This is a genomic window from Flavobacterium sp. 22659 (genome assembly GCF_052044235.1).
Taxonomy (GTDB): Bacteria; Bacteroidota; Bacteroidia; order Flavobacteriales; family Flavobacteriaceae; genus Flavobacterium; species Flavobacterium johnsoniae.
The window spans coordinates 405,171-424,382 of the sequence record NZ_JBQEMU010000001.1 but is presented as its reverse complement, the minus strand read 5'-3'; the positions used below and the strand labels follow the sequence as shown (position 1 = coordinate 424,382).

Below are 19,212 nucleotides of genomic sequence, written 5' to 3'. Positions count from 1 at the left end.
TTTTTATTTGAGTAATTTGATAACCATACGGCCCAGCCAGTTTTCATTCATTTCTGTTACTTTGTCAAGCATGTTGTCAACTTTTAAAACGAAATCATATAGTTTTTCTGTTTGATCTACAAAGTGTTTTTCTTCAGCAGAATCTTTTGGTTCTATTGTCGAAACTTCTTTTAAGATTTTTAGAGTAGGTTTAATTTCTCTTTTACTTCTTTCTCTGGAGATTTTTACTGCTAGTTCATCCAAATCTTTTTCTGCGGTAAAAAATTCTTTTCTTTCTCCGGCTTTATATTCTTTATAAACAATTCCCCAATCCATTAAACCTCTCAGGTTCATACTTGCGTTTCCGCGGGAAATTTGCAATTCTTCCATAATTTCTTCCATAGAAACAGGTTCATTCGAAACCATTAATAAAGCATGGATTTGTGCCATAGTTTTATTAATTCCCCATTGAGAACCTAAAGCTCCCCAGGTTTGTACAAACTTATTTTTTGCTTCTTTGAATTCCATGAGACAAATGTATATAAAAGTTTTCAAACTTTCAAAAATAATTGAAAGTTTGAAAGTTTTTGCTTCGTTATGTGTAAGAATAGTTTTAGTGTTGTTGTTTTAAGTGGTTCATACATAATATTTTGTGTTTTATGACATTTTTTCTTAGTGTGTAAGAATTGTAATATAATTTCGTTCGTGGAAATATAATTAAGCTAGCCCAAGATCTATTTTCTACTTGATTTAAATGTGGAGCAGAACCCACTATAAAAAACGAGGCGGAACCCGAAAAGCCTTATGAGTAAGGAAAATAAACCAAAAAACAATGTCAATACCTACAAATCAATGCACGGTCTTTGTTCAAGTGTGGGCAGATGTCAATTCACTAAAACAAGGAAGTACTAACGGATGTTATGCTGTTAGTAACAAAAGCCAGCAATCAACTGGTGAAGGTTCGGCAAACTTAACTACTAAAGTAATCACTGGTAGTAATGTATGCTGGTCGGTTTTACCAATCGATCCTCAGTTTGCTAATGAATTTGCAATTACTCAGGTTGGAGCTCAATCTGGATGGGCGACTCCGCCGGCTCCAGTTCCAGGATCTCCTAATATGTTTACAGGACAGCTTACAACATCAACTGTTGGAGGAAATGTTAATTCAAATATAGTATTCAGCTATAATGGAGGAGGGCAATCTATAACAGTAACTCTGCCTGTAACTATTATACCTGTTACTGCTTAATAATTAATTAAAAAATAAAACTATGAATAATAGAACAAATTTAGCTTTTAGCGCAAGCTCTGTAATTCCTGCAAGAGTAATCAATATTGCAGTTGATACAGTCTTTTTATATAGCCAGACTTCTGGTCCATACGCAGGAACTGGTATTTATATGATGGATAATAATGCAGTTGGCGGCAGTACAGGAGAAGGTGGACTTGAGCTGTCTTCACAAGTTACAGCAGGTTTTGGAATCGCATTTAATGTTTTTCCTATTGATGCCGCTGGACAACAGGGAGATACTGTTCAAATTGTGGGGCTTGAGATTTCTAATGGTACAAATATTTTTGGAAATTGGGGATGGCCGGCACCACAGGCGACAGGATCATATCAGTGGTTAGGAACTGCTATGGTTCAAGGACAATGTACTTATCAAATTAAAATAGGAGTATCTGTTGGGGGGGCACCTATGCAGTATTACTGGTGGGACCCATTTTTAACATGCACCGCATAATATTTTAAGTGTATTACAAATTAGTACCTCCTAGTTTCCTCGGAGGTACTAATTCTTTATTATTGAAAATATTTTATATGTCATTCATTAAGAATAAAATTGACAGCAGTTGGTTAAACTCAATAAATTAATACTGTGATTGAAAGTAATAAAGAAATAAGAAAATCTAAAATTGCTCCGTCAACATGTACTGTCTTTATCCAAGTATGGGTTGATGTTAATATGTTGTATACAAACAATCCAGAAAAAGGCTGTTATGTAGTTGATAACAGAAGTAAATATTCTGAATTTGAAGGCACTGATCAATTACAGACTTGCGTTGTGTCTGGCAGTAAAATCTGCTGGAGTATACTGCCTGTTGATCTGCAATATAGCGGCAAGCTAATTATAACTTCAATTAATGTAGAATTTGCCTATAATGACCCGCCTTTGCCTTACGATGATAATTTAAATGTTTGGACTGGAATTGCTGCGGTTACTCTTACACTTAAAAGTATTCCTGGTAATTTAACTTTTAGTTACAATGACAGTTCCTTGAGCCGTACAGTTGTATTGCCTATTTGTGTAAGACCTTCTACGAGCGGATGCTGAGGACTATCTGAAGGACTCGTTTTACGGTGTTTTTGAAAGTCATTTTTAAGATAATTGAAAAAAATAAAAACAGCTTATTTTTTCTTTTGTCATCTTTTTCGAGTTTTATGACTCAGAATTCTCATTTCATAACATTTTTTTAATTATGTCTATCTATCTAATATAGTTTTGGTATAGAAATAAACCCAATCCTATTATTTAAAATGTTGGTTAAAAGCAATTAAATAATAAAACAAATCAAATAGGTGGAGCAGAACCCACTAAAAAAAACGAGGCGGATCCGAAAAGCCATACGAGTAGGAAACCAAAAACGAAAAGTTATGTCAGATTTATTAGCAGGTGCTTACTTAGCAAAAGGCACAATTGGAAATGTTGGAACACCAGGTGCTCCAATTGCATCATTTAGTTTAGTTGTTGTACCATCACAAAATTCTGTTTCTGGTACAGTAGTAATTACTCAGGCTGTACATGGCCCTGATAGCCATATTGTTGTTCCGGTAACTGGAAAAATATATGCAACTGGATTTGGACAATTTACTCAAGTTGTGAGTTTAAAAGGACAGTATGTTCACACTTTCCCTCCTCCTGCAATTGGTGCTTTTTTAGCAGATTTTGATGCTCATTTAGCGATTGATGGTTCATGGAATGGAACAGGAGGTTTTTCATATTATCAACATGATATTGAAAACGTACCAGTAAAAGCTGCTGCAAATTTACAAGCTGAGTTGGCATAAAAAAGACCCCAAATTTTAACAACTCCAAAAACGATATGATTAGGAATTTAATAGAGTTCCTGATTTGGTTACTGTTTTGATTTAAAGGGTCGTCTAGTTTAGACGGCCCTTTTTTATTACCCAAAAAATAAATCTCAAAAAATGAAAAAGAAAACAATTATAACCACAGCAGTTGTTCTTACAGCAGCAGCGGGCTCATTACTTTTTTTGAATAAAGAAAAAATAATGGATAAAACCGCGTATGCCGATAATGCAGCTGAACCTTGTAACTGCGAAGCCAGCTGGTTTCCGCATGAGCAGACTCCCGCGCCAGCAGAAGGCGACGGAAGTCCATTTGATACTTCAAGCACTACCAATTGTATTTTTCATCAATGGTCATGGCAAAAATTTTTATGGGTAACAAAACCTCTTCCAAGCGGCAATCCGCTGTTTTTAGATTCTTTAGATATTGTTACTCCCGAAATGGAACGTGTCAGCCCGCAGCTAGGCGTAAAATTGGTTTTAACCTCAATTGCTCAGGCAGGTCCGGGCGGCGTTTTAGTCTCTAATCCAAAGGTCGTTCCGGGAAAAACGGCTGGCGATACTGTATTTTATTCTATACACGTAAACAAAATATTATTTGATAAAGCAATTATTGCAGCTTCAGAAATCAACAGCGGAAAAACACCTTATTCAAATCTGGAAACATTTCCGGTTGGTTCGCTTGAATTAAAAGTTTCATGGATCAGCACAGCTTCAATTCCAAAAGAAAAATTAGGAGATTACTTTATTACTAAAGCTGCAGTTAAAAATAAAACCGGACAATACGAAGCAAAATCGGTTGCATTATTGGGAATGCATGTTGTAGGAGTTGTAAAAAATCATCCTGAATTTATCTGGGCTACTTTTGAGCATAAAGACATGGCTCCAATTTATGACTGGAAAAATAATTCTGTAACATCAAAGGATGAAAAACTGCTTTATGAAAGCGGTACAGATTCAGGCTTAAAAGGTATTACTTGGGATAGAACTAATAAGAAACCATTAGTGCCAGGTAAAGCATTTGTTCTTTATGAATATGGTGTTCCAAAAGTTGTTGAAACTAATGCATACATGAAAACAAGCCAGTCAGAGCCAGTTAATTTTAATAATATTGATTTCATTAATAAATGTGTAGCTTCAAAACTAAATGATGTTTTCAAAAACTACTTTTACAATGGCTCAATTTGGCTGGATACTGATGGAATGTCTCCTTCAGATCAGGCGAAAGCAATTGTAAAAAGACAAATATCAAGTGTGCTTCCAGATTCATTGGCAAGAGGCTCTTCAAATTTGGCCAATATTACAATGGAAACTTATACGCAGACATTTAAAGACAGCATTCATAAAATTAATGCCGGCAATTTGGTAAACTGCTTTACTTGTCATCAATCTCAAAATTTTGATAAAACCCGCGGTATAGGAAAATCGCCTTTGTATTTAAGCCACATTTTCGAGTCTTACTTATACACAACAAAACCTAAACCGGTAACAGGGAAAAATGCAGGTAATGCTAACCTGAAAGTACAACGTATAGAAGAAACAGAATCACTTAAACTAAAACAGTTTGATGAGTTTGTTCGTAACAATAAATAATACACTAAGGTGTTTTATTGATTTTGCTCCAAAAGGTGAAAAACCGAAGCATTGCTTCGGTTTTTCTATTTATTGTTTGTTTTCTTTTGAAAGAAGTTAGGCTTTTTAAGAATGTTTTTCTGAAAATTATAAAGTTATGTTAATTCACTACTTGAAATTTTAAATTAAATAATGAGAAAGATATTTTTGTAAAAATCACAATTTATGGAATTATACTACACTTTTTCAGTACTTATTGTACTAGCTTCTTTCTTCGCCTATTTGAATTTAAGATTTTTAAAACTTCCGGGAACGATAGGAATCATGATTATTGCCATGTTGGTTTCAGTTGGAATTCGCTTACTGGGAGATTCTTATTTTCCTGCTACTACAAGACATTTTTTTGATTTAATAAAAGAATTTGATTTCAATGAAATCTTAATGGGAGCAATGTTGAATTTTCTTTTATTTGCTGGAGCACTGCACGTAAATATGGCTGATTTGAAAGAACAGAAAGTGCCTATTATGATTTATTCTACAGTAAGCGTTGTATTATCTGCTTTAATTATTTCGATGCTCTTATATTATATCGCACCGTTTTTAGGAATCAATATTCCTTATGTATTCTGTCTGGTTTTTGGAACACTGATTTCTCCAACCGATCCAATCGTGGTTCTGGGAGTTTTAAAAGAAGCCAAAGTTCCTAAAAGAATAGAAACTAAAATTGTTGGAGAATCCTTATTTAACGATGGAGTAGCGGTAGTAATGTTTGCTGTTGTTCTTAAAATGGCAACTGACCCAACATTTGACGTGAGTTTTAGTTCTATCGCCTGGCTTTTTGCAAAAGAAGGAATTGGCGGACTTTTATTAGGAGCCGTTTTTGGATTTACAGCATCAAAAGTCATGAAGAAAATCGACGATTATAAGGTTTCGGTTTTAATAACACTTTCAATTGTAACTGGCGGATTTTTAGTTGCACAGAGTTTACACGTTTCAAGTCCGCTGGCGATGGTTGTTGCCGGATTAATTATTGGAAACTATGGTAAAAAAGTTGCGATGAGCGAAGTAACTAAAGATTACTTAGGAAAGTTTTGGGAACTTATCGACGAAATCTTAAATGCAGTTCTATTCTTATTTATTGGTTTTGAATTGTTATTACTTCCAGATTTGAACAAACAATTGCTAACAGGATTTGTAGCTATTTTTATTGTTCTTTTCTCAAGATTGACTTCTATAGTTCTGCCTTGGAAATTCTTCGACATTTTTAAGTTCTTCGGAATTAAATCTGCTTATAATAAAGGTTCGTTGATGGTTTTGGTTTGGGGCGGAATTCGCGGTGGAGTTTCGATTGCTTTGGTACTTTCTATGCCTGAAGGAGAATATAAAAACCTTTTACTTGAAGTGACTTATATCGTGGTCTTATTTTCAATTGTTGTACAAGGACTTACAGTTGGAAAATTAGCTAAAAGAGTTTTGGAGAAAGAATAAGAAAATAGAATCAAGAATAAAGAGCAAAGAAAATAAATGCTAGAATAAAGATTTTATTTTTAAAACTAAAAAAAGGACTTACTCACTTTTGAGACAGTCCTTTTTTTATAGCTCCAGAGGAGCATAATATTTATAGAAAATGCGATTCCAAATATCAAAAGCTCCAGCGGAGCGACACAATATTTTATTTATCGTTTATCTTCTTTAGAATAGTTCGATTCTCCGTTAATATTAATCTCTCCGCCTAAAAAACGAGGTTCGCGATTTCTCAGAACATCAAAGAAAGATTTAAAAACAGAAAGGTATTCTCTAAAAGTAACATATTTGTATCCTAAATATTCTCCATTATTAGCAGAAAAACCAACTGACTTTATTTCTAATTTGTTGCCAATATAAACCGCACGGTTTAAATGATATTCCTGAGAGATTAAAGTGGCTTTCTTAATTTTGAAAATATGTTTAGCACGATACATTGTTGAGTAAGTATCAAAACCCGCATAATCAACAAATATTTTAGTTGTATCAACACCCTGATTATAACAGTAATTTTTCATTACAGTTAATTCATCATATTCATCACGGCCATTATCTCCCGAAAGTAAAATTTTATTGATACGTTTTGCTTTCCAAAGCATAATTCCGGCATCCAAACGATCTTTTAAATATTTGCTCGGCTGATCTCCGTTAATTCCTGCTCCAAAAATAATTCCCACATCATTTTTAGGTAACTTTTTAATTGAGTAATAAATCTTGGTTTCGGTTGAAGATTTTACCCAATAATTTACTGCAACAATCGCAATTAACCCGATAATGGCAAGGTAAAACGCTATTTTGATATATTTTTTCACGACTTATTTTTGTAAGATTAAGATTTAAAAAATGCGAAGATAGTTAAAGTAAAACAAATAAAAAACCGAAGCATTTCTACTTCGGTTATAATCTGAAATCTATCCCGATAGCTATCGGGTCTAAAATCTAAAATTAAAGCAATCCCGCTCTTTTCAGCAAAGCTTCCGGTTTTGGTTCCTGACCTCTAAAACGTTTGTATAAAGTCATTGGATGTTCTGTTCCTCCTTTTGAAAGAACGTTATCTTTAAATTTCTTAGCAATTTCTTCGTTGAAAATTCCATTTTCATGGAAATATTCAAAAGCATCAGCATCCAGAACTTCAGCCCATTTGTAGCTGTAATATCCAGAAGAATAGCCGCCTTGAAAAATATGAGAAAAAGCGGCACTCATAGCATTTTCTTTTACATCTGGATACAATTGTGTATTAGCAAATTGTTCAGTTTCGAAAGTCTTTAAATCTGTAATAGAAGTTGGATCTTGTCCGTGCCAAGCCATGTCTAATAATCCAAAACTTAATTGGCGCAGCGTTGCTAAACCTTCTTGGAAACTTGCACTTTCTTTAATTTTCTGTACATATTCAATCGGAATGATTTCTCCCGTCTCATAATGATTCGCAAACAAAGCCAAAGCTTCCGGTTCGTAACACCAGTTTTCCATAATCTGACTTGGTAATTCTACAAAATCCCAGTAAACAGAAGTTCCGGATAAACTTGGATAAACTGTATCAGCCAGCATTCCATGCAAACCATGTCCAAATTCGTGGAATAAAGTCGTTACTTCATTAAAAGTTAATAATGAAGGTTTTGTTTCGGTTGGTTTCGTGAAATTACAAACGTTAGAAATATGCGGTCTTTCGTTTACGCCGTCTTTCACATATTGCGATTTGAATGAAGTCATCCATGCACCGTTTCTTTTTCCTTTTCTTGGGAAGAAATCAGCGTAGAAAATAGAAACTAAATTGTCATTAGCATCTTTTACTTCATAAGTGGTAACTTCTTCATGATATTTATCGATATCAAAAACCTCGGTAAAAGTTAAGCCGTATAATTTTTTAGCAACTGTAAAAGCGCCGTCTAATACTTTTTCTAATTGAAAATAAGGTTTCAGCTTTTCATCGTCTAAATTAAAAAGCTGTTGTTTTAATTTTTCAGAATAATAAGCACCGTCCCATTTTTCTAATTGTTCTATTCCGTCCAATTCTTTCGCGAAAGCAGTTAACTCAGCAAATTCTTTTTGAGCTGCTGGTTTAGCTTTTGCCAATAAATCATTTAAGAAAGAGAAAACTTTCTCTGGACTTTCAGCCATTCTTTCTTCCAGAACAAAATGTGCGTGTGTTTTGTAACCTAATAAATTGGCTCTTTCGTGACGGAGTTTAGCAATTTTTAGAACATTTTCTTCATTGTTAAATTCGTTATTCTGAAATGCTTTTGCTCCAAAAGCAATCGCCATTTTTTTACGCAGTTCGCGATTATCAGCATAAGTTAAAAACGGAATATAACTTGGATGATCTAAAGTGAAAATCCAGCCTTCTTTTTCCTGATTTTTGGCTAATAATCTAGCAGCTTCGATCGTTCCTTCTGGTAAACCAGATAAATCTTTTTCATCAGTTAAATGCAATTCGAAGTTGTTGGTTTCTGCTAAAACATTTTCGCCAAATTGTAAACTCAATTTCGATAATTCTTTGTCGATTTCTCTTAACTGGTTTTTCTTGTCTTCTGGCAGATTAGCTCCGTTTCTCGAAAAACTTTTGTATTTTTTATCTAATAAAGTTGTTTGTTCAGGATTTAAACCTAAACTTTCTTTTTGATCGTAAACGGCTTTTACTCTCGCAAATAAATCTGCATTCAAACGAATGTCATTTCCAAATTCTGAAAGTAAAGGCGAAACTTCCTGTGCAATTTTCTGCATTTCGTCATTCGTTTCAGCTGAATTCAAATTGAAGAAAATACTCGAAAGACGATCCAAAATATCGCCTGAATAATCCATCGCTACGATTGTGTTTTCAAAAGTTGGCGCATCTGGATTATTTACAATCGCATCAATTTCGGCTTTAGCCAAAGCAATTCCTTCGTTGAAAGCAGGAACATAATCTTCGATTTTAATTTGCGAAAAAGGCGCGGTATTATGTTTGGTGTTAAAGTATTGTGTTAAAACGCTCATTTTTTTAGTTTTCAGTCTCAGTCCCAGTTTTCAGTATGAAAAAATGAGACTAAAGAGTTGTTTTTTTAGTTTTCAGTCACAGTCTCAATTTTCAGTGCTCTCTGAGACTGAAAACTATTTAAGACTTTCAGCCGCTTTATTAACCGCAGCTTTGAGTTCTTCTTTATAAGAAATAATAGTATCTAAAACTTTTTTGTCATGGCTTCCAATGATTTGCGCTGCTAAAATTCCAGCATTTTTTGCACCGTTTAAAGCTACAGTTGCAACAGGAACGCCTCCTGGCATTTGCAGGATTGATAAAACAGAATCCCATCCATCAATCGAATTGCTTGATTTTACAGGAACTCCAATTACAGGAAGCGGAGACATTGAAGCCACCATTCCCGGTAAATGTGCTGCACCGCCCGCTCCAGCAATAATTACCGAAATGCCGCGAGTATGTGCATTTTTACTGAAATCGAATAATTTCTCTGGCGTTCTGTGTGCCGAAACGATATCTACTTCAACTTCTACATTAAATTGTTTTAATATGTCGATTGCATCCTGCATAACTGGCATATCTGAGATGCTTCCCATTATAATGGCTACTTTGCTCATGTTTTTTATTTGTTTCAAGTTTTAAGTTTCAGGTTTCAAGTTATTTCTGATACTTAAAAAATATTATAGTTTTAAACTGTAAACTGTAAACTGTAAACTGTGACTGCAAACTAATTTAAGCGCTAATCACTTTAATTGTATTCTTAACTTCTTGTGCAATTCGTCTTGCTTCCTGCATATTTTCATTTACAATTGTCACGTGACCCATTTTTCTGAACGGACGTGTTTGTTTTTTACCGTAAATATGCGGTGTAACGCCATCCCAGCCTAAAATGGTTTCGATGTTTTCATATACTACATTTCCAGAATGACCTTCGGCACCCACTAAATTTACCATAATTCCGGCAACTTTACTGTCTGTGTTTCCTAACGGAAGATCTAAAATAGCACGTAAATGATTCTCGAATTGTGAAGTATAACTTGCTTCAATAGAATAATGACCTGAATTATGAGGGCGCGGAGCAACTTCGTTTACCAAAATTTCATCTTCATTGGTTTGAAACATTTCAACAGCCAAAAGTCCAACGTGATTGAATTTTTCTGAAACATTCAAAGCAATTGCTCTGGCTTTTTCTGCCACTTTTTCGTCGATTCTTGCCGGGCATATTACGTATTCAACTTGGTTTGCTTCTGGGTGAAATTCCATTTCTACAACCGGATATGTTTTAATTTCTCCTGATGGATTTCTTACTACAATTACCGCCAATTCGTTTTTGAAAGGAACCATCGTTTCTGCAATACATTCTACATTTGGTAAATCGTCCATGTCTGAAATCTGACGAATTACTTTTACGCCATTTCCGTCATATCCAAACTCGGTGCATTTCCATACAAACGGAATAGTGATTTCGTTGTTTCCAACAGATTTTTGCAAATGTGCAGGACTTTCAAAACGTAAATATGATGCAGTTGGGATATTACTTTGAGTATAAAAATCTTTTTGAGTTCCTTTATTCTGAATTCCTTTTAAAGTTTTAGGAGACGGATATACTTTTACGCCTTCGTTTTCTAACTGCGTTAAAGCTTCAAGGTTTACCAATTCGATTTCAAAAGTCAGAACATCGACTTGTTTTCCAAAATTGTAAACCGTTTCGTAATCCATTAAATCGCCTTTAAAGAATTTGTTGCAGGCAATTTTACTTGGTGCTTCGTCGCTTGGATCCAGAACGTAAGTTTGTATGTCAAATTTTCTGGTGTCGAACAAAAGCATCTTGCCTAATTGTCCGCCGCCTAATATTCCTAATTTAAAATCAGAAGAAAAATAATTCATTTTGAGTTGTGTTTTTGCAAAGATACTTTTTAATCTTTTTTCAGCCAAAATTTAGTTTTTTTCGCCACGAATTGATAAAGTTTTGCCACTCCCGATAGCTATCGGGATAAAAGGATGAAAAATGATTTTCTACTTTTTGTTTTTTGCCACGAATTCACGAATTTTTATTAAACCTATGTTTAAAAATAATTCGTGAATTCGTGGCTATTAAAACTATTCAATTTTTTTTAAAACTTCGCGTGCTACGGCTTTGTAAGCTGCCGAATGATCTCCGTAATCTTTATTCAGGATGATTTGTAATTCAGGATGAATCCAGTCGTAGTGGTTTCCTAAAACATATAATGTTCTTATAGAATATGCTTTTGTCGCAACTTTTACATCATTAATAAGCCAGTCAAAACTTGCCTCTATGCAGTCCTGAAGATTTTTTTCTGATAAATGAATGCTATTTTCGTCTTTTTTATAATGTGATTTCACTAAGAGCTGTACGACTTTTGCAATAGGGCGAATAGAACTTTCGTCTTTTAAAACTTTTAGATTCGAAAAGAAAAAATCAAGATGAGGCTGCAGCCAAAGCAATTCTTCATACGATACAAACTCTAAAATCCAGCAGGCTTTGTGATTGTTTTTGTCTTCGGGCGAAAAACAAATCGAAATTAATTCATTAAACAAATATGGATTTTCGAGAACATCCTGTGCGCACTTTAAACGGTTTTCCCGATAAGCGCTTACATAATCCAGTTTTTCCTGCAATTCAGAAAGTACGGTCATTGAATTTGTTTTGGTTTCAAGCATCTAAAATAAATAATTTAAGGATACGGCTCCGTAATAATTTACAGGAAGTCCCGGATAATAATATCGTGGAGATGAGTTTCCTGTTGGTACTGCATTTGGCAGAATCAGCGAAGCATATTTCTCATTGGTTACATTGTTTACCCCGGCAGAAATATGGCTCGTTAAACCTTGTAAAATTTCAAATCGATAACCAGTTTTTAAATTCAGAATATTGTATGAATCTGAATAAGCTGTGTTGGCATCATTTAGCTGAATTTCTCCCACAAATTGATAATCAGTACTAAAGTAAACGCCAATATTGGTATTTAATGTTATGCCTGCATTAATTTTTTGAGGAGCAACTCCTGTTAGTTTGTTTCCAGAAAAATCATTACCGCTGTCAATAAATTCTTTGAATTTGTAATTTCCTATAGATCCTGCTAAATAAGAGTTCAACGCCAAAAATCGATTAATGGGCCAATTGTGATTTAAAGTAATTTCGATTCCTTCATGAAATGTTTTTCCCGCATTTGTGCCCACATATTGGTCATCGCCGACTCTTTTGGCAACCAGTAAGTCTTTAATCTCCATTCGGTACAAAGATATTTCGGTATAAAGTCTTTTGTTGAAAAAGTAGAATTTTCCACCGACTTCAAAATTATATCCGTTTTCAGGTTTTATGTCAGGATTGATTTTGCCTTCACTTGTAAGTGTTTCTTCTGTGGCAGGAAGTGAAAATCCCCGGCTGACAGAAAAATAAAGTGTTTTTAAAGAATGTGGTTTGTATAGAAATGAAATTTGCGGCGAAAAAATGCCATCATAACTATATTCTTCATTGATGTTTTCTGTATAATTGTTGAGGTCAAATCTGGTTTTGTTATAATTTAAACCTGCCTGAATTTCTAATTGATCAGATAATAAAGTTCTTAATTGGGAAAATATATTGTAGAAATGTCTTTTTTGATCCGTTTCTGTAAGTTGATTTCCCTGCAGACTTCCTAAACCATTATTTTGCTGATAAAGATTTTGAAAAGTATTTCCATTATACGTATCTGTAAAATATTCTGCACCGGCAATAAACTGATTTTCGACTCTTCCAATTTTAAAATTTCCCGAAAATTGAGTTCTTGCACCTGTCGCAAATGTATATTGACGAAGAATATCAAATGGACGAGGTTCGTTGCTGTCTTTATAATTGATAAAAACTGAAGTTGAATTCTTCAAATTTTCATTAATATTAAAATCATAAGCCAATCCGCCCAAAACCGATTTGTATTCTTTATAACCTTTTGAAGCCACCCAGGTTGGCGCTCCAGCTTTTGGATTTGTATTAAAAACTTCTTTACTAATCGAACTCGGAATAAAAGCCTTTAAATAAGTATAATTTGAAAAGTAGGTAAATTTGCTGTTTTCTTTTCGGAATAATTCTCCGGCAAGTGTAATTCCTTCGCGATTATAAGAACTGTTTTCCCGCCAGCCGTCCGTTTTTAAATTGTGGTAGCTGATGTTCAAACTTCCTGATTTTTCATCTAAACCAAAATTCAGGCTGTTTTTTAATAATCCAAAAGAACCAAAAACAGTACTTATTCCCGCACTTTGGTCTCCGTTATTAGAAAGTTGAGGTGAAATTAAAATTGCACCGCCCAAACCTGCGCCATAAACACTCGAAAGCGGACCTTTAATAATTTCGATTTGATTGAGATTTTCGAGATCAATATCATCAATAACCGTTTCGCTGTTTCCGGATGTTAATGGAATACTGCCATAAAAAGCTCTGATTTTATTGGTTCCATAGGTGGTTCTTGCGCCAATACCGCGAATAGAAATTCGGCTTGTTGTAAAATTAGAAGACTGCATAAAAACACCCGGAATTGTATTGATTACCGTTGTAATATCTGTGGTATTATTTTGCAGCAAATCTTTTTTTGAAAGAATACCTATCGAAGCCGGGGTATTTAATAAACTATTATTAATGTGCAGTGAACTGATAACAACTTCTTTCAGCTTTTCAGTTTTGAGAGAATCAATAGTTTTGCTTACCTTTTTTTGTGCTTCTATGTTTTGAAAAACAAAAAGTACAAAAACAAGAAAACAATATTTTTTTAAAATCATAAGATAAAATTAAGGGGCAGCATTTTTTTTAACACATAGAAACATAGCATTGATTGAGGCAAAAAAGGCGTTTCATGTATTTAACAACTTCTTTTTAAGCAAAATCTATGTCTCTATGTGTTTAAAATTTTCTTTTATAGTGGTTCTAATCCCTATCCAGATTGGAATTTGGGTTTTAGAAATTGAAATTTAGAATATTTATTTGGCTGTCACTTTCCAAATAGTATTACTGCTGTCGTCATTTACTAAAAGAGAACCATCGTTCATAACCGTCACGGCAACCGGACGCCCGTAAACTTCTGCCTTATTTTCATCAGAAATAAAACCTGTTAAAAAATCTTCTGGTTTTCCCGAAGGTTTTCCATCTTTAAAAGGAACGAATAAAACTTTGTAACCCGAAATTTTAGAGCGGTTCCAAGATCCGTGTTGTCCAACGAAAACACCATTTTTATATTTTGCAGGAAAAGCATCTTTTGTGTAAAAAGCCAATCCTAATGAAGCTGTATGAGCACCAACCGGAACATCCGGAACAATTGCTTTTTCAACTAAATCTTTTCTTTCGCCTTTCATTCTTGGATCAGGAATACTTCCAAAATAAGAATAAGGCCATCCATAAAAGCCATCTCTTTTTACGCTTGTAATATAATCCGGAACTAAGTCATCGCCTAATTCATCACGTTCGTTTACCGCAGTCCAAAGTTCTTTATTAACAGGATTCCAGTCCATTCCAACCGGATTTCGAAGTCCCGAAGCGTAGATTTTTTCACCAGTTCCGTCAGGATTAATTTCCAAAATTCCGGCTCGGCGAACTTCTTTGTCTACACCATGTTCAGCATTATTACTTCCTGAACCTACAGAAACATAAATTTTGCTTCCGTCCAGACTTGCTAATAAATTTCGCGTCCAGTGATTGTTGTAACCTCCGGCAGGAAGCTCAAGTATTTTTTCGCCTTTTGTTTCTAATTTCAGCGGATTGTTTTTATAAGGATAACGGTATAATCCGTCAGTATTTGCGATGTAGAAAAAGTCTTTTAAAACCAGCATTCCAAAAGGTTTGTTTAAACCAGAAATAAAAACCTCACGAGTTTCAAATTTTCCATCTTTGTCTTTATCGCGCAAAACCGTAATTTGATTTTTACTGGTTCTTGTTCCGCTTTCTACTATAAAAATATCCTGATTAGGAGCAATGTAAGTCCAACGCGGATTTTCGAATCCATCTGCAAATTTTGTTACTGTAAAACCTTCCGGTGCTTTAGGAGTTTTATCTTTTGGCCAGCCAATAACTTTGCTGTTGTTTGTTTTAGATTCGGTTGCATATGGAGGAGGAAGCGTAATGTCTCCAACAGCAGTTTTAACAACATTGCCAGGCTGTTTTGCTAAAGCTTCTTTTTCTTCTTTTTTCACCTGTCCGTTGCAGGCAGTCATTAATGCCAATAGTGGTATTGAAAATAAGGTTAAGGATTTTTTCATTGGTTTTTTGGAGTTAAATAATTATATCAGAACAATTTAATAAAATTAAAAATAGCGACAAGAAGGCATTTGTAAATATTAACTGATCTTTAACATTCGTAAAAAAATATACTTGGACTGCTTATTTTGATATAAACTGTTAAGTTCTAATTCTGTATCTTTGTCCATTATTTTAAAAAGAAAAATAATGATACAACTTCACGATAAACAATTTGTTCCGTTTATTTCGGCTAAAGAAATTGATTTTGCTTTAACCAAATTAGCGGCTCAGGTAGAAGATGATTTTGGAGATGATACTCCTATTTTTATTGGAGTTTTAAACGGTGCCTTTATGGTGGTTTCCGATTTTTTAAAAAAGTATAAAAAACCATGCGAAGTTTCATTTATAAAAATGGCTTCTTATGAAGGAACTGAAACAACAAATTCAGTTAAAGAATTAATTGGAATTAATCAGGATTTGTCAGGCCGAAGTGTTGTCATTATAGAAGATATTGTCGATACAGGAAATACAATCGAAGAGTTGAAGCATTTATTTAAAGCACAAAATGTAAAGCACTTTAAAGTGGCAGCTTTGTTCTTTAAACCAGAGGCTTATAAAAAAGACATGAAAATTGATTATGTGGGAATCAGAATCCCAAATAAATTCATTGTAGGTTACGGACTTGACTATGACGGTTTAGGAAGAAACCTGACTGAAGTTTACAAATTAGCAGAATAATAAACAAAACACAACTATATATTCATTTAAAACTTCTTGAAAAATAAGAAGTAACAACACGTACATTCATTATGATTAACATCGTTTTATTTGGAAAGCCTGGTGCAGGAAAAGGAACTCAGGCAGAATTTTTAAAAGAAAAATACAATTTAACTCACCTTTCTACAGGAGATATTTTTCGTTTCAATTTAAAAAATGATACTGAACTAGGAAAACAAGCAAGAGTTTTTATGGACAACGGAGAATTAGTTCCTTGTGAAGTAACAACTGCAATGTTAATTGACGAAGTAAAAAAACATCCGGATAGTGCAGGATTTTTATTCGACGGATATCCAAGAACTTTAGATCAGGCAGAAGCTTTAGATAAATTTTTACCAACAATTGGTTCTAGCGTAACAGCTACAATTGCTTTAGAAGCTGATGATGAAATTTTGGTAAAACGTTTACTTGAAAGAGGAAAAACAAGCGGAAGAGCTGACGATCAGGACGAAGAAAAAATTCGTGTGAGATATCAGGAATACAACGAAAAAACAGCTCCTTTAATTGGATATTACAAAGATCAAAACAAATTTTACGCTGTTGATGGTATCGGAACTATCGAACAAATCACAGAGCGTTTAACATCAGTTATAGATAATTTGTAACAAACGGATTAAAATAACCCTGTTGCAATTTATAATTGAAAAACCAAATAAATAACGAATCTACTAAACATTGGAAATACTAATAATATTTTTTCTAATACTATTAAACGGAGTTTTTTCTATGTCTGAAATTGCCCTTATTTCAGCTAGAAAAAACCGACTGGAAACAGCAGCAAAAAAAGGAAATAAAAGTGCAAAAACAGCACTCGATCTGGCTAATTCGCCTAATAAATTTTTATCGACAGTTCAAATTGGAATTACCTTAATTGGTATTTTAACGGGTATTTATTCAGGAGATAAAATTACTGCCGACGTTGAGGTTTTTGTTGCAGGATTTGCCGCTTTAAAACCTTACGCACATTCAATTGCGGTTGGAATTGTGGTTGTTGTTTTAACGTTTTTCTCTCTGGTTTTAGGAGAATTGCTGCCAAAACGAATTGGATTAAATTATCCGGAATCGATTGCTAAAATGGTTGCAATGCCAATGAAAGTAATTTCGATAATTACTGCACCTTTTATTTGGTTATTAACTTCTTCAACAGATTTTTTACTGAATATTTTTCAGATAAAACCAACTGCTGACGGGAAAGTTACCGAAGAAGAAATTAAAGCTATCATTAAAGAAGGAACAGAAGTAGGGGAAGTTCAGGAAATTGAACAAGATATTGTGGAGCGTGTTTTTCATATTGGCGACCGAAAAGTAAGTTCGCTTATGACACACCGTAAATCAGTAGATATGCTTCCGTTGAATGCTGATAAAACTAAAATCAAAGAATTAGTTGTTCAGGATTTGCATGCCGTTTATCCGGTTTACAATGAAAATTACGATGATATCGTTGGTGTAGTTACTTTAAAAAACATATTTGCCAATATCGAAAACGACAATTTTGATTTTGCTTCTATAATGACAGATGCTCCTTATTTAATGGAACAAACTACTGCTTACAAAGCTTTAGAAAATTTCAAAAAAACCGGAGTTCATTATGCATTAGTTTCAGATGAATACGGTGTTTTTCAGGGAATGATTACTTTAAATGACATTCTGGAAGCGCTGGTTGGTGATGCATCAGAATTTTACAAAGATGAATTCCAGCTTATAGAAAGAGAAGACGGGTCATGGCTGGTTGACGGACATTATTCGCTGCACGATTTCTTGACGTATTTTGAGTTAGATGAGCTGACAAATGATTACGAAGTAAACACAGTAAGCGGAATGATTATGACTGAGCTTTCTCATATTCCTAAAGAAGGAGAAAAACTGGTTTGGCAGAAATTCGTCTTGGAAGTTGTCGATATGGACGGTGTTAAAATTGATAAAGTGCTTGTAAAAACGCTTAAAGAATAAATAAAAAAGTTTTCAGTCAAAGTTTTCAGCCGCAGTTTGTGCTGAAAATCTGGACTGGCACTGAAAAATAAATAAAATAGAATTTAGAAATAGAAATTAGAGTAATCTAAAATCTAAAATCTAAAATCTGAAATTCAGAAAAATGACAGAAGGAAATTTTGTAGATTACGTTAAGATATATGTTTCATCCGGAAAGGGAGGAAAAGGATCTACGCATTTACATAGAGAGAAATTTATTGAAAAAGGCGGTCCGGACGGTGGAGACGGAGGTCGAGGCGGACATGTGTATTTAGTTGGGAATAAAGGACTCTGGACATTATTTCATTTAAAGTTTGCGCGCCATATTAAAGCTGGTCACGGTGGAGATGGAGGATCAGACAGAAGTACGGGAGCAGATGGAGAAGATAAATTTATTGAAGTGCCATTAGGAACTGTTGTAAAAGACAAAGAAACAGGCGAGGTACTTTTTGAAATCACAGAAGACGGTGAAAAAAGAATTCTGGCAAAAGGAGGAAAAGGAGGTTTAGGAAACTGGCATTTTAGAAGTTCGACTAATCAAACGCCTCGTTATGCACAACCAGGTTTACCTGGTTTAGAAATGGACGTTATCCTTGAACTTAAAGTTTTGGCCGATGTTGGATTAGTTGGTTTTCCTAATGCAGGAAAATCTACTTTATTGTCTGTATTGACTTCTGCAAAACCAAAAATTGCCGATTATCCTTTTACAACCCTAAAACCAAATTTAGGAATTGTTGCTTACAGAGATTTTCAATCTTTTGTAATTGCTGATATTCCCGGAATTATTGAAGGTGCGGCAGAAGGAAAAGGTTTAGGACATTATTTCCTGCGTCATATCGAACGTAATTCAACTTTATTGTTTTTAGTTCCTGTAGATACACCGGATATAAAAGCTGAGTATGATATTTTGGTGAATGAATTAACAAAATATAATCCTGAAATGTTAGACAAAGAACGTCTTTTGGTTATCTCAAAATGTGATATGCTGGATGATGAACTTAAGGCCGAATTAAAAGCTGAATTAGATGTTTCTTTTAAAGATATTCCATATATGCTTATTTCATCTGTTGCCCAGCAAGGTTTGACAGATTTAAAAGATAAGCTTTGGAAAATGCTTAACGAATAATA

18 protein-coding genes are annotated in these 19,212 nt (G+C 34.2%); 10 read left to right on the top strand and 8 right to left on the bottom strand.

Translation table 11 applies throughout. The annotated features are described in order from the left end of the window. Positions 1–3: 3 nt before the first annotated feature. Positions 4–507 carry a GbsR/MarR family transcriptional regulator gene (locus ACTJIW_RS02085; RefSeq protein WP_440715291.1) on the bottom strand — a complete coding sequence of 168 codons (504 nt, stop codon included), beginning with the start codon at positions 505–507 and terminating at the stop codon, positions 4–6. A 304-nt stretch (positions 508–811) separates the two neighbouring features. On the opposite strand from ACTJIW_RS02085, the gene ACTJIW_RS02080 reads away from it, so the two are divergent. The 6 genes from ACTJIW_RS02080 (at position 812) to ACTJIW_RS02055 (ending at position 6,127) form a co-directional block, all read left to right on the top strand. Beyond that, positions 812–1,228 (top strand): hypothetical protein, encoded by a 417-nt coding sequence (locus tag ACTJIW_RS02080; protein WP_012022530.1) that lies wholly within the window; start codon positions 812–814, stop codon positions 1,226–1,228. A 22-nt stretch (positions 1,229–1,250) separates the two neighbouring features. Then, a complete protein-coding gene (locus tag ACTJIW_RS02075; RefSeq protein ID WP_012022529.1) occupies positions 1,251–1,721 on the top strand; it encodes a hypothetical protein in 471 nt (156 codons plus the stop codon). A 135-nt stretch (positions 1,722–1,856) separates the two neighbouring features. Next, positions 1,857–2,312, top strand: a complete 456-nt coding sequence (locus ACTJIW_RS02070; protein WP_440715292.1) for a hypothetical protein — start codon at positions 1,857–1,859, stop codon at positions 2,310–2,312. Positions 2,313–2,632: 320 nt separating this feature from the next. Next, on the top strand, positions 2,633–3,046 hold the full coding sequence (locus tag ACTJIW_RS02065; protein WP_012022527.1) for a DUF1842 domain-containing protein: 414 nt from the start codon (positions 2,633–2,635) through the stop codon (positions 3,044–3,046). A 141-nt stretch (positions 3,047–3,187) separates the two neighbouring features. Next, positions 3,188–4,660 (top strand): hypothetical protein, encoded by a 1,473-nt coding sequence (locus ACTJIW_RS02060; protein WP_440715293.1) that lies wholly within the window; start codon positions 3,188–3,190, stop codon positions 4,658–4,660. 204 nt (positions 4,661–4,864) lie between these two features. Then, on the top strand, positions 4,865–6,127 hold the full coding sequence (locus tag ACTJIW_RS02055; protein WP_012022525.1) for a cation:proton antiporter: 1,263 nt from the start codon (positions 4,865–4,867) through the stop codon (positions 6,125–6,127). Positions 6,128–6,315: 188 nt separating this feature from the next. Here the strand turns inward: ACTJIW_RS02055 and ACTJIW_RS02050 are convergent, their stop codons facing one another. The 7 genes from ACTJIW_RS02050 to ACTJIW_RS02020 all read right to left on the bottom strand — a co-directional run bounded on the left by ACTJIW_RS02050 (position 6,316) and on the right by ACTJIW_RS02020 (position 15,359). Continuing rightward, positions 6,316–6,975: a SanA/YdcF family protein gene (locus ACTJIW_RS02050; RefSeq protein WP_440715294.1), complete on the bottom strand. Its 660-nt coding sequence runs from the start codon at positions 6,973–6,975 to the stop codon at positions 6,316–6,318. Between the two features lie 133 nt (positions 6,976–7,108). Next, positions 7,109–9,136 (bottom strand): M3 family metallopeptidase, encoded by a 2,028-nt coding sequence (locus tag ACTJIW_RS02045; RefSeq protein WP_440715295.1) that lies wholly within the window; start codon positions 9,134–9,136, stop codon positions 7,109–7,111. A gap of 114 nt (positions 9,137–9,250) precedes the next feature. Further along, positions 9,251–9,733 carry a 5-(carboxyamino)imidazole ribonucleotide mutase gene (purE, locus tag ACTJIW_RS02040; protein ID WP_111285019.1) on the bottom strand — a complete coding sequence of 161 codons (483 nt, stop codon included), beginning with the start codon at positions 9,731–9,733 and terminating at the stop codon, positions 9,251–9,253. Positions 9,734–9,848: 115 nt separating this feature from the next. Beyond that, a complete protein-coding gene (locus ACTJIW_RS02035; protein ID WP_440715296.1) occupies positions 9,849–11,003 on the bottom strand; it encodes a 5-(carboxyamino)imidazole ribonucleotide synthase in 1,155 nt (384 codons plus the stop codon). Between the two features lie 213 nt (positions 11,004–11,216). Continuing rightward, a complete protein-coding gene (locus ACTJIW_RS02030; RefSeq protein ID WP_044048202.1) occupies positions 11,217–11,774 on the bottom strand; it encodes a hypothetical protein in 558 nt (185 codons plus the stop codon). A gap of 24 nt (positions 11,775–11,798) precedes the next feature. Continuing rightward, the gene (locus tag ACTJIW_RS02025) at positions 11,799–13,889 is read right to left on the bottom strand and encodes a TonB-dependent receptor (RefSeq protein WP_440715297.1); all 2,091 of its coding nucleotides are present in this window, start codon (positions 13,887–13,889) and stop codon (positions 11,799–11,801) included. A 198-nt stretch (positions 13,890–14,087) separates the two neighbouring features. After that, entirely contained in the window at positions 14,088–15,359 is a 1,272-nt protein-coding gene (locus ACTJIW_RS02020; RefSeq protein WP_440715298.1) for a PQQ-dependent sugar dehydrogenase, read from the bottom strand. A gap of 187 nt (positions 15,360–15,546) precedes the next feature. Here ACTJIW_RS02020 and hpt point away from each other — a divergent pair, with 187 nt between their 5' ends. The 4 genes from hpt to obgE all read left to right on the top strand — a co-directional run bounded on the left by hpt (position 15,547) and on the right by obgE (position 19,210). Continuing rightward, a complete protein-coding gene (gene hpt / locus ACTJIW_RS02015) occupies positions 15,547–16,077 on the top strand; it encodes a hypoxanthine phosphoribosyltransferase (RefSeq protein WP_073409078.1) in 531 nt (176 codons plus the stop codon). A 71-nt stretch (positions 16,078–16,148) separates the two neighbouring features. Then, positions 16,149–16,721, top strand: a complete 573-nt coding sequence (locus tag ACTJIW_RS02010; protein ID WP_012022512.1) for an adenylate kinase — start codon at positions 16,149–16,151, stop codon at positions 16,719–16,721. Between the two features lie 70 nt (positions 16,722–16,791). Beyond that, positions 16,792–18,066: a hemolysin family protein gene (locus tag ACTJIW_RS02005; RefSeq protein ID WP_073099567.1), complete on the top strand. Its 1,275-nt coding sequence runs from the start codon at positions 16,792–16,794 to the stop codon at positions 18,064–18,066. A gap of 142 nt (positions 18,067–18,208) precedes the next feature. Beyond that, the gene (gene obgE, locus ACTJIW_RS02000) at positions 18,209–19,210 is read left to right on the top strand and encodes a GTPase ObgE (protein ID WP_012022510.1); all 1,002 of its coding nucleotides are present in this window, start codon (positions 18,209–18,211) and stop codon (positions 19,208–19,210) included. The last annotated feature ends 2 nt before the right edge of the window (positions 19,211–19,212 follow it).

What these genes read in the sequence shown, in the direction of transcription:
- ACTJIW_RS02085 (WP_440715291.1), bottom strand. Translation starts at nt 507, where the DNA reads ATGGAATTCAAAGAAGCAAAAAATAAGTTTGTACAAACCTGGGGAGCT.
- ACTJIW_RS02080 (WP_012022530.1), top strand. Translation starts at nt 812, where the DNA reads ATGTCAATACCTACAAATCAATGCACGGTCTTTGTTCAAGTGTGGGCA.
- ACTJIW_RS02075 (WP_012022529.1), top strand. Translation starts at nt 1,251, where the DNA reads ATGAATAATAGAACAAATTTAGCTTTTAGCGCAAGCTCTGTAATTCCT.
- ACTJIW_RS02065 (WP_012022527.1), top strand. Translation starts at nt 2,633, where the DNA reads ATGTCAGATTTATTAGCAGGTGCTTACTTAGCAAAAGGCACAATTGGA.
- ACTJIW_RS02060 (WP_440715293.1), top strand. Translation starts at nt 3,188, where the DNA reads ATGAAAAAGAAAACAATTATAACCACAGCAGTTGTTCTTACAGCAGCA.
- ACTJIW_RS02055 (WP_012022525.1), top strand. Translation starts at nt 4,865, where the DNA reads ATGGAATTATACTACACTTTTTCAGTACTTATTGTACTAGCTTCTTTC.
- ACTJIW_RS02045 (WP_440715295.1), bottom strand. Translation starts at nt 9,136, where the DNA reads ATGAGCGTTTTAACACAATACTTTAACACCAAACATAATACCGCGCCT.
- purE (WP_111285019.1), bottom strand. Translation starts at nt 9,733, where the DNA reads ATGAGCAAAGTAGCCATTATAATGGGAAGCATCTCAGATATGCCAGTT.
- ACTJIW_RS02035 (WP_440715296.1), bottom strand. Translation starts at nt 11,003, where the DNA reads ATGAATTATTTTTCTTCTGATTTTAAATTAGGAATATTAGGCGGCGGA.
- ACTJIW_RS02030 (WP_044048202.1), bottom strand. Translation starts at nt 11,774, where the DNA reads ATGACCGTACTTTCTGAATTGCAGGAAAAACTGGATTATGTAAGCGCT.
- ACTJIW_RS02025 (WP_440715297.1), bottom strand. Translation starts at nt 13,889, where the DNA reads ATGATTTTAAAAAAATATTGTTTTCTTGTTTTTGTACTTTTTGTTTTT.
- ACTJIW_RS02020 (WP_440715298.1), bottom strand. Translation starts at nt 15,359, where the DNA reads ATGAAAAAATCCTTAACCTTATTTTCAATACCACTATTGGCATTAATG.
- hpt (WP_073409078.1), top strand. Translation starts at nt 15,547, where the DNA reads ATGATACAACTTCACGATAAACAATTTGTTCCGTTTATTTCGGCTAAA.
- ACTJIW_RS02010 (WP_012022512.1), top strand. Translation starts at nt 16,149, where the DNA reads ATGATTAACATCGTTTTATTTGGAAAGCCTGGTGCAGGAAAAGGAACT.
- obgE (WP_012022510.1), top strand. Translation starts at nt 18,209, where the DNA reads ATGACAGAAGGAAATTTTGTAGATTACGTTAAGATATATGTTTCATCC.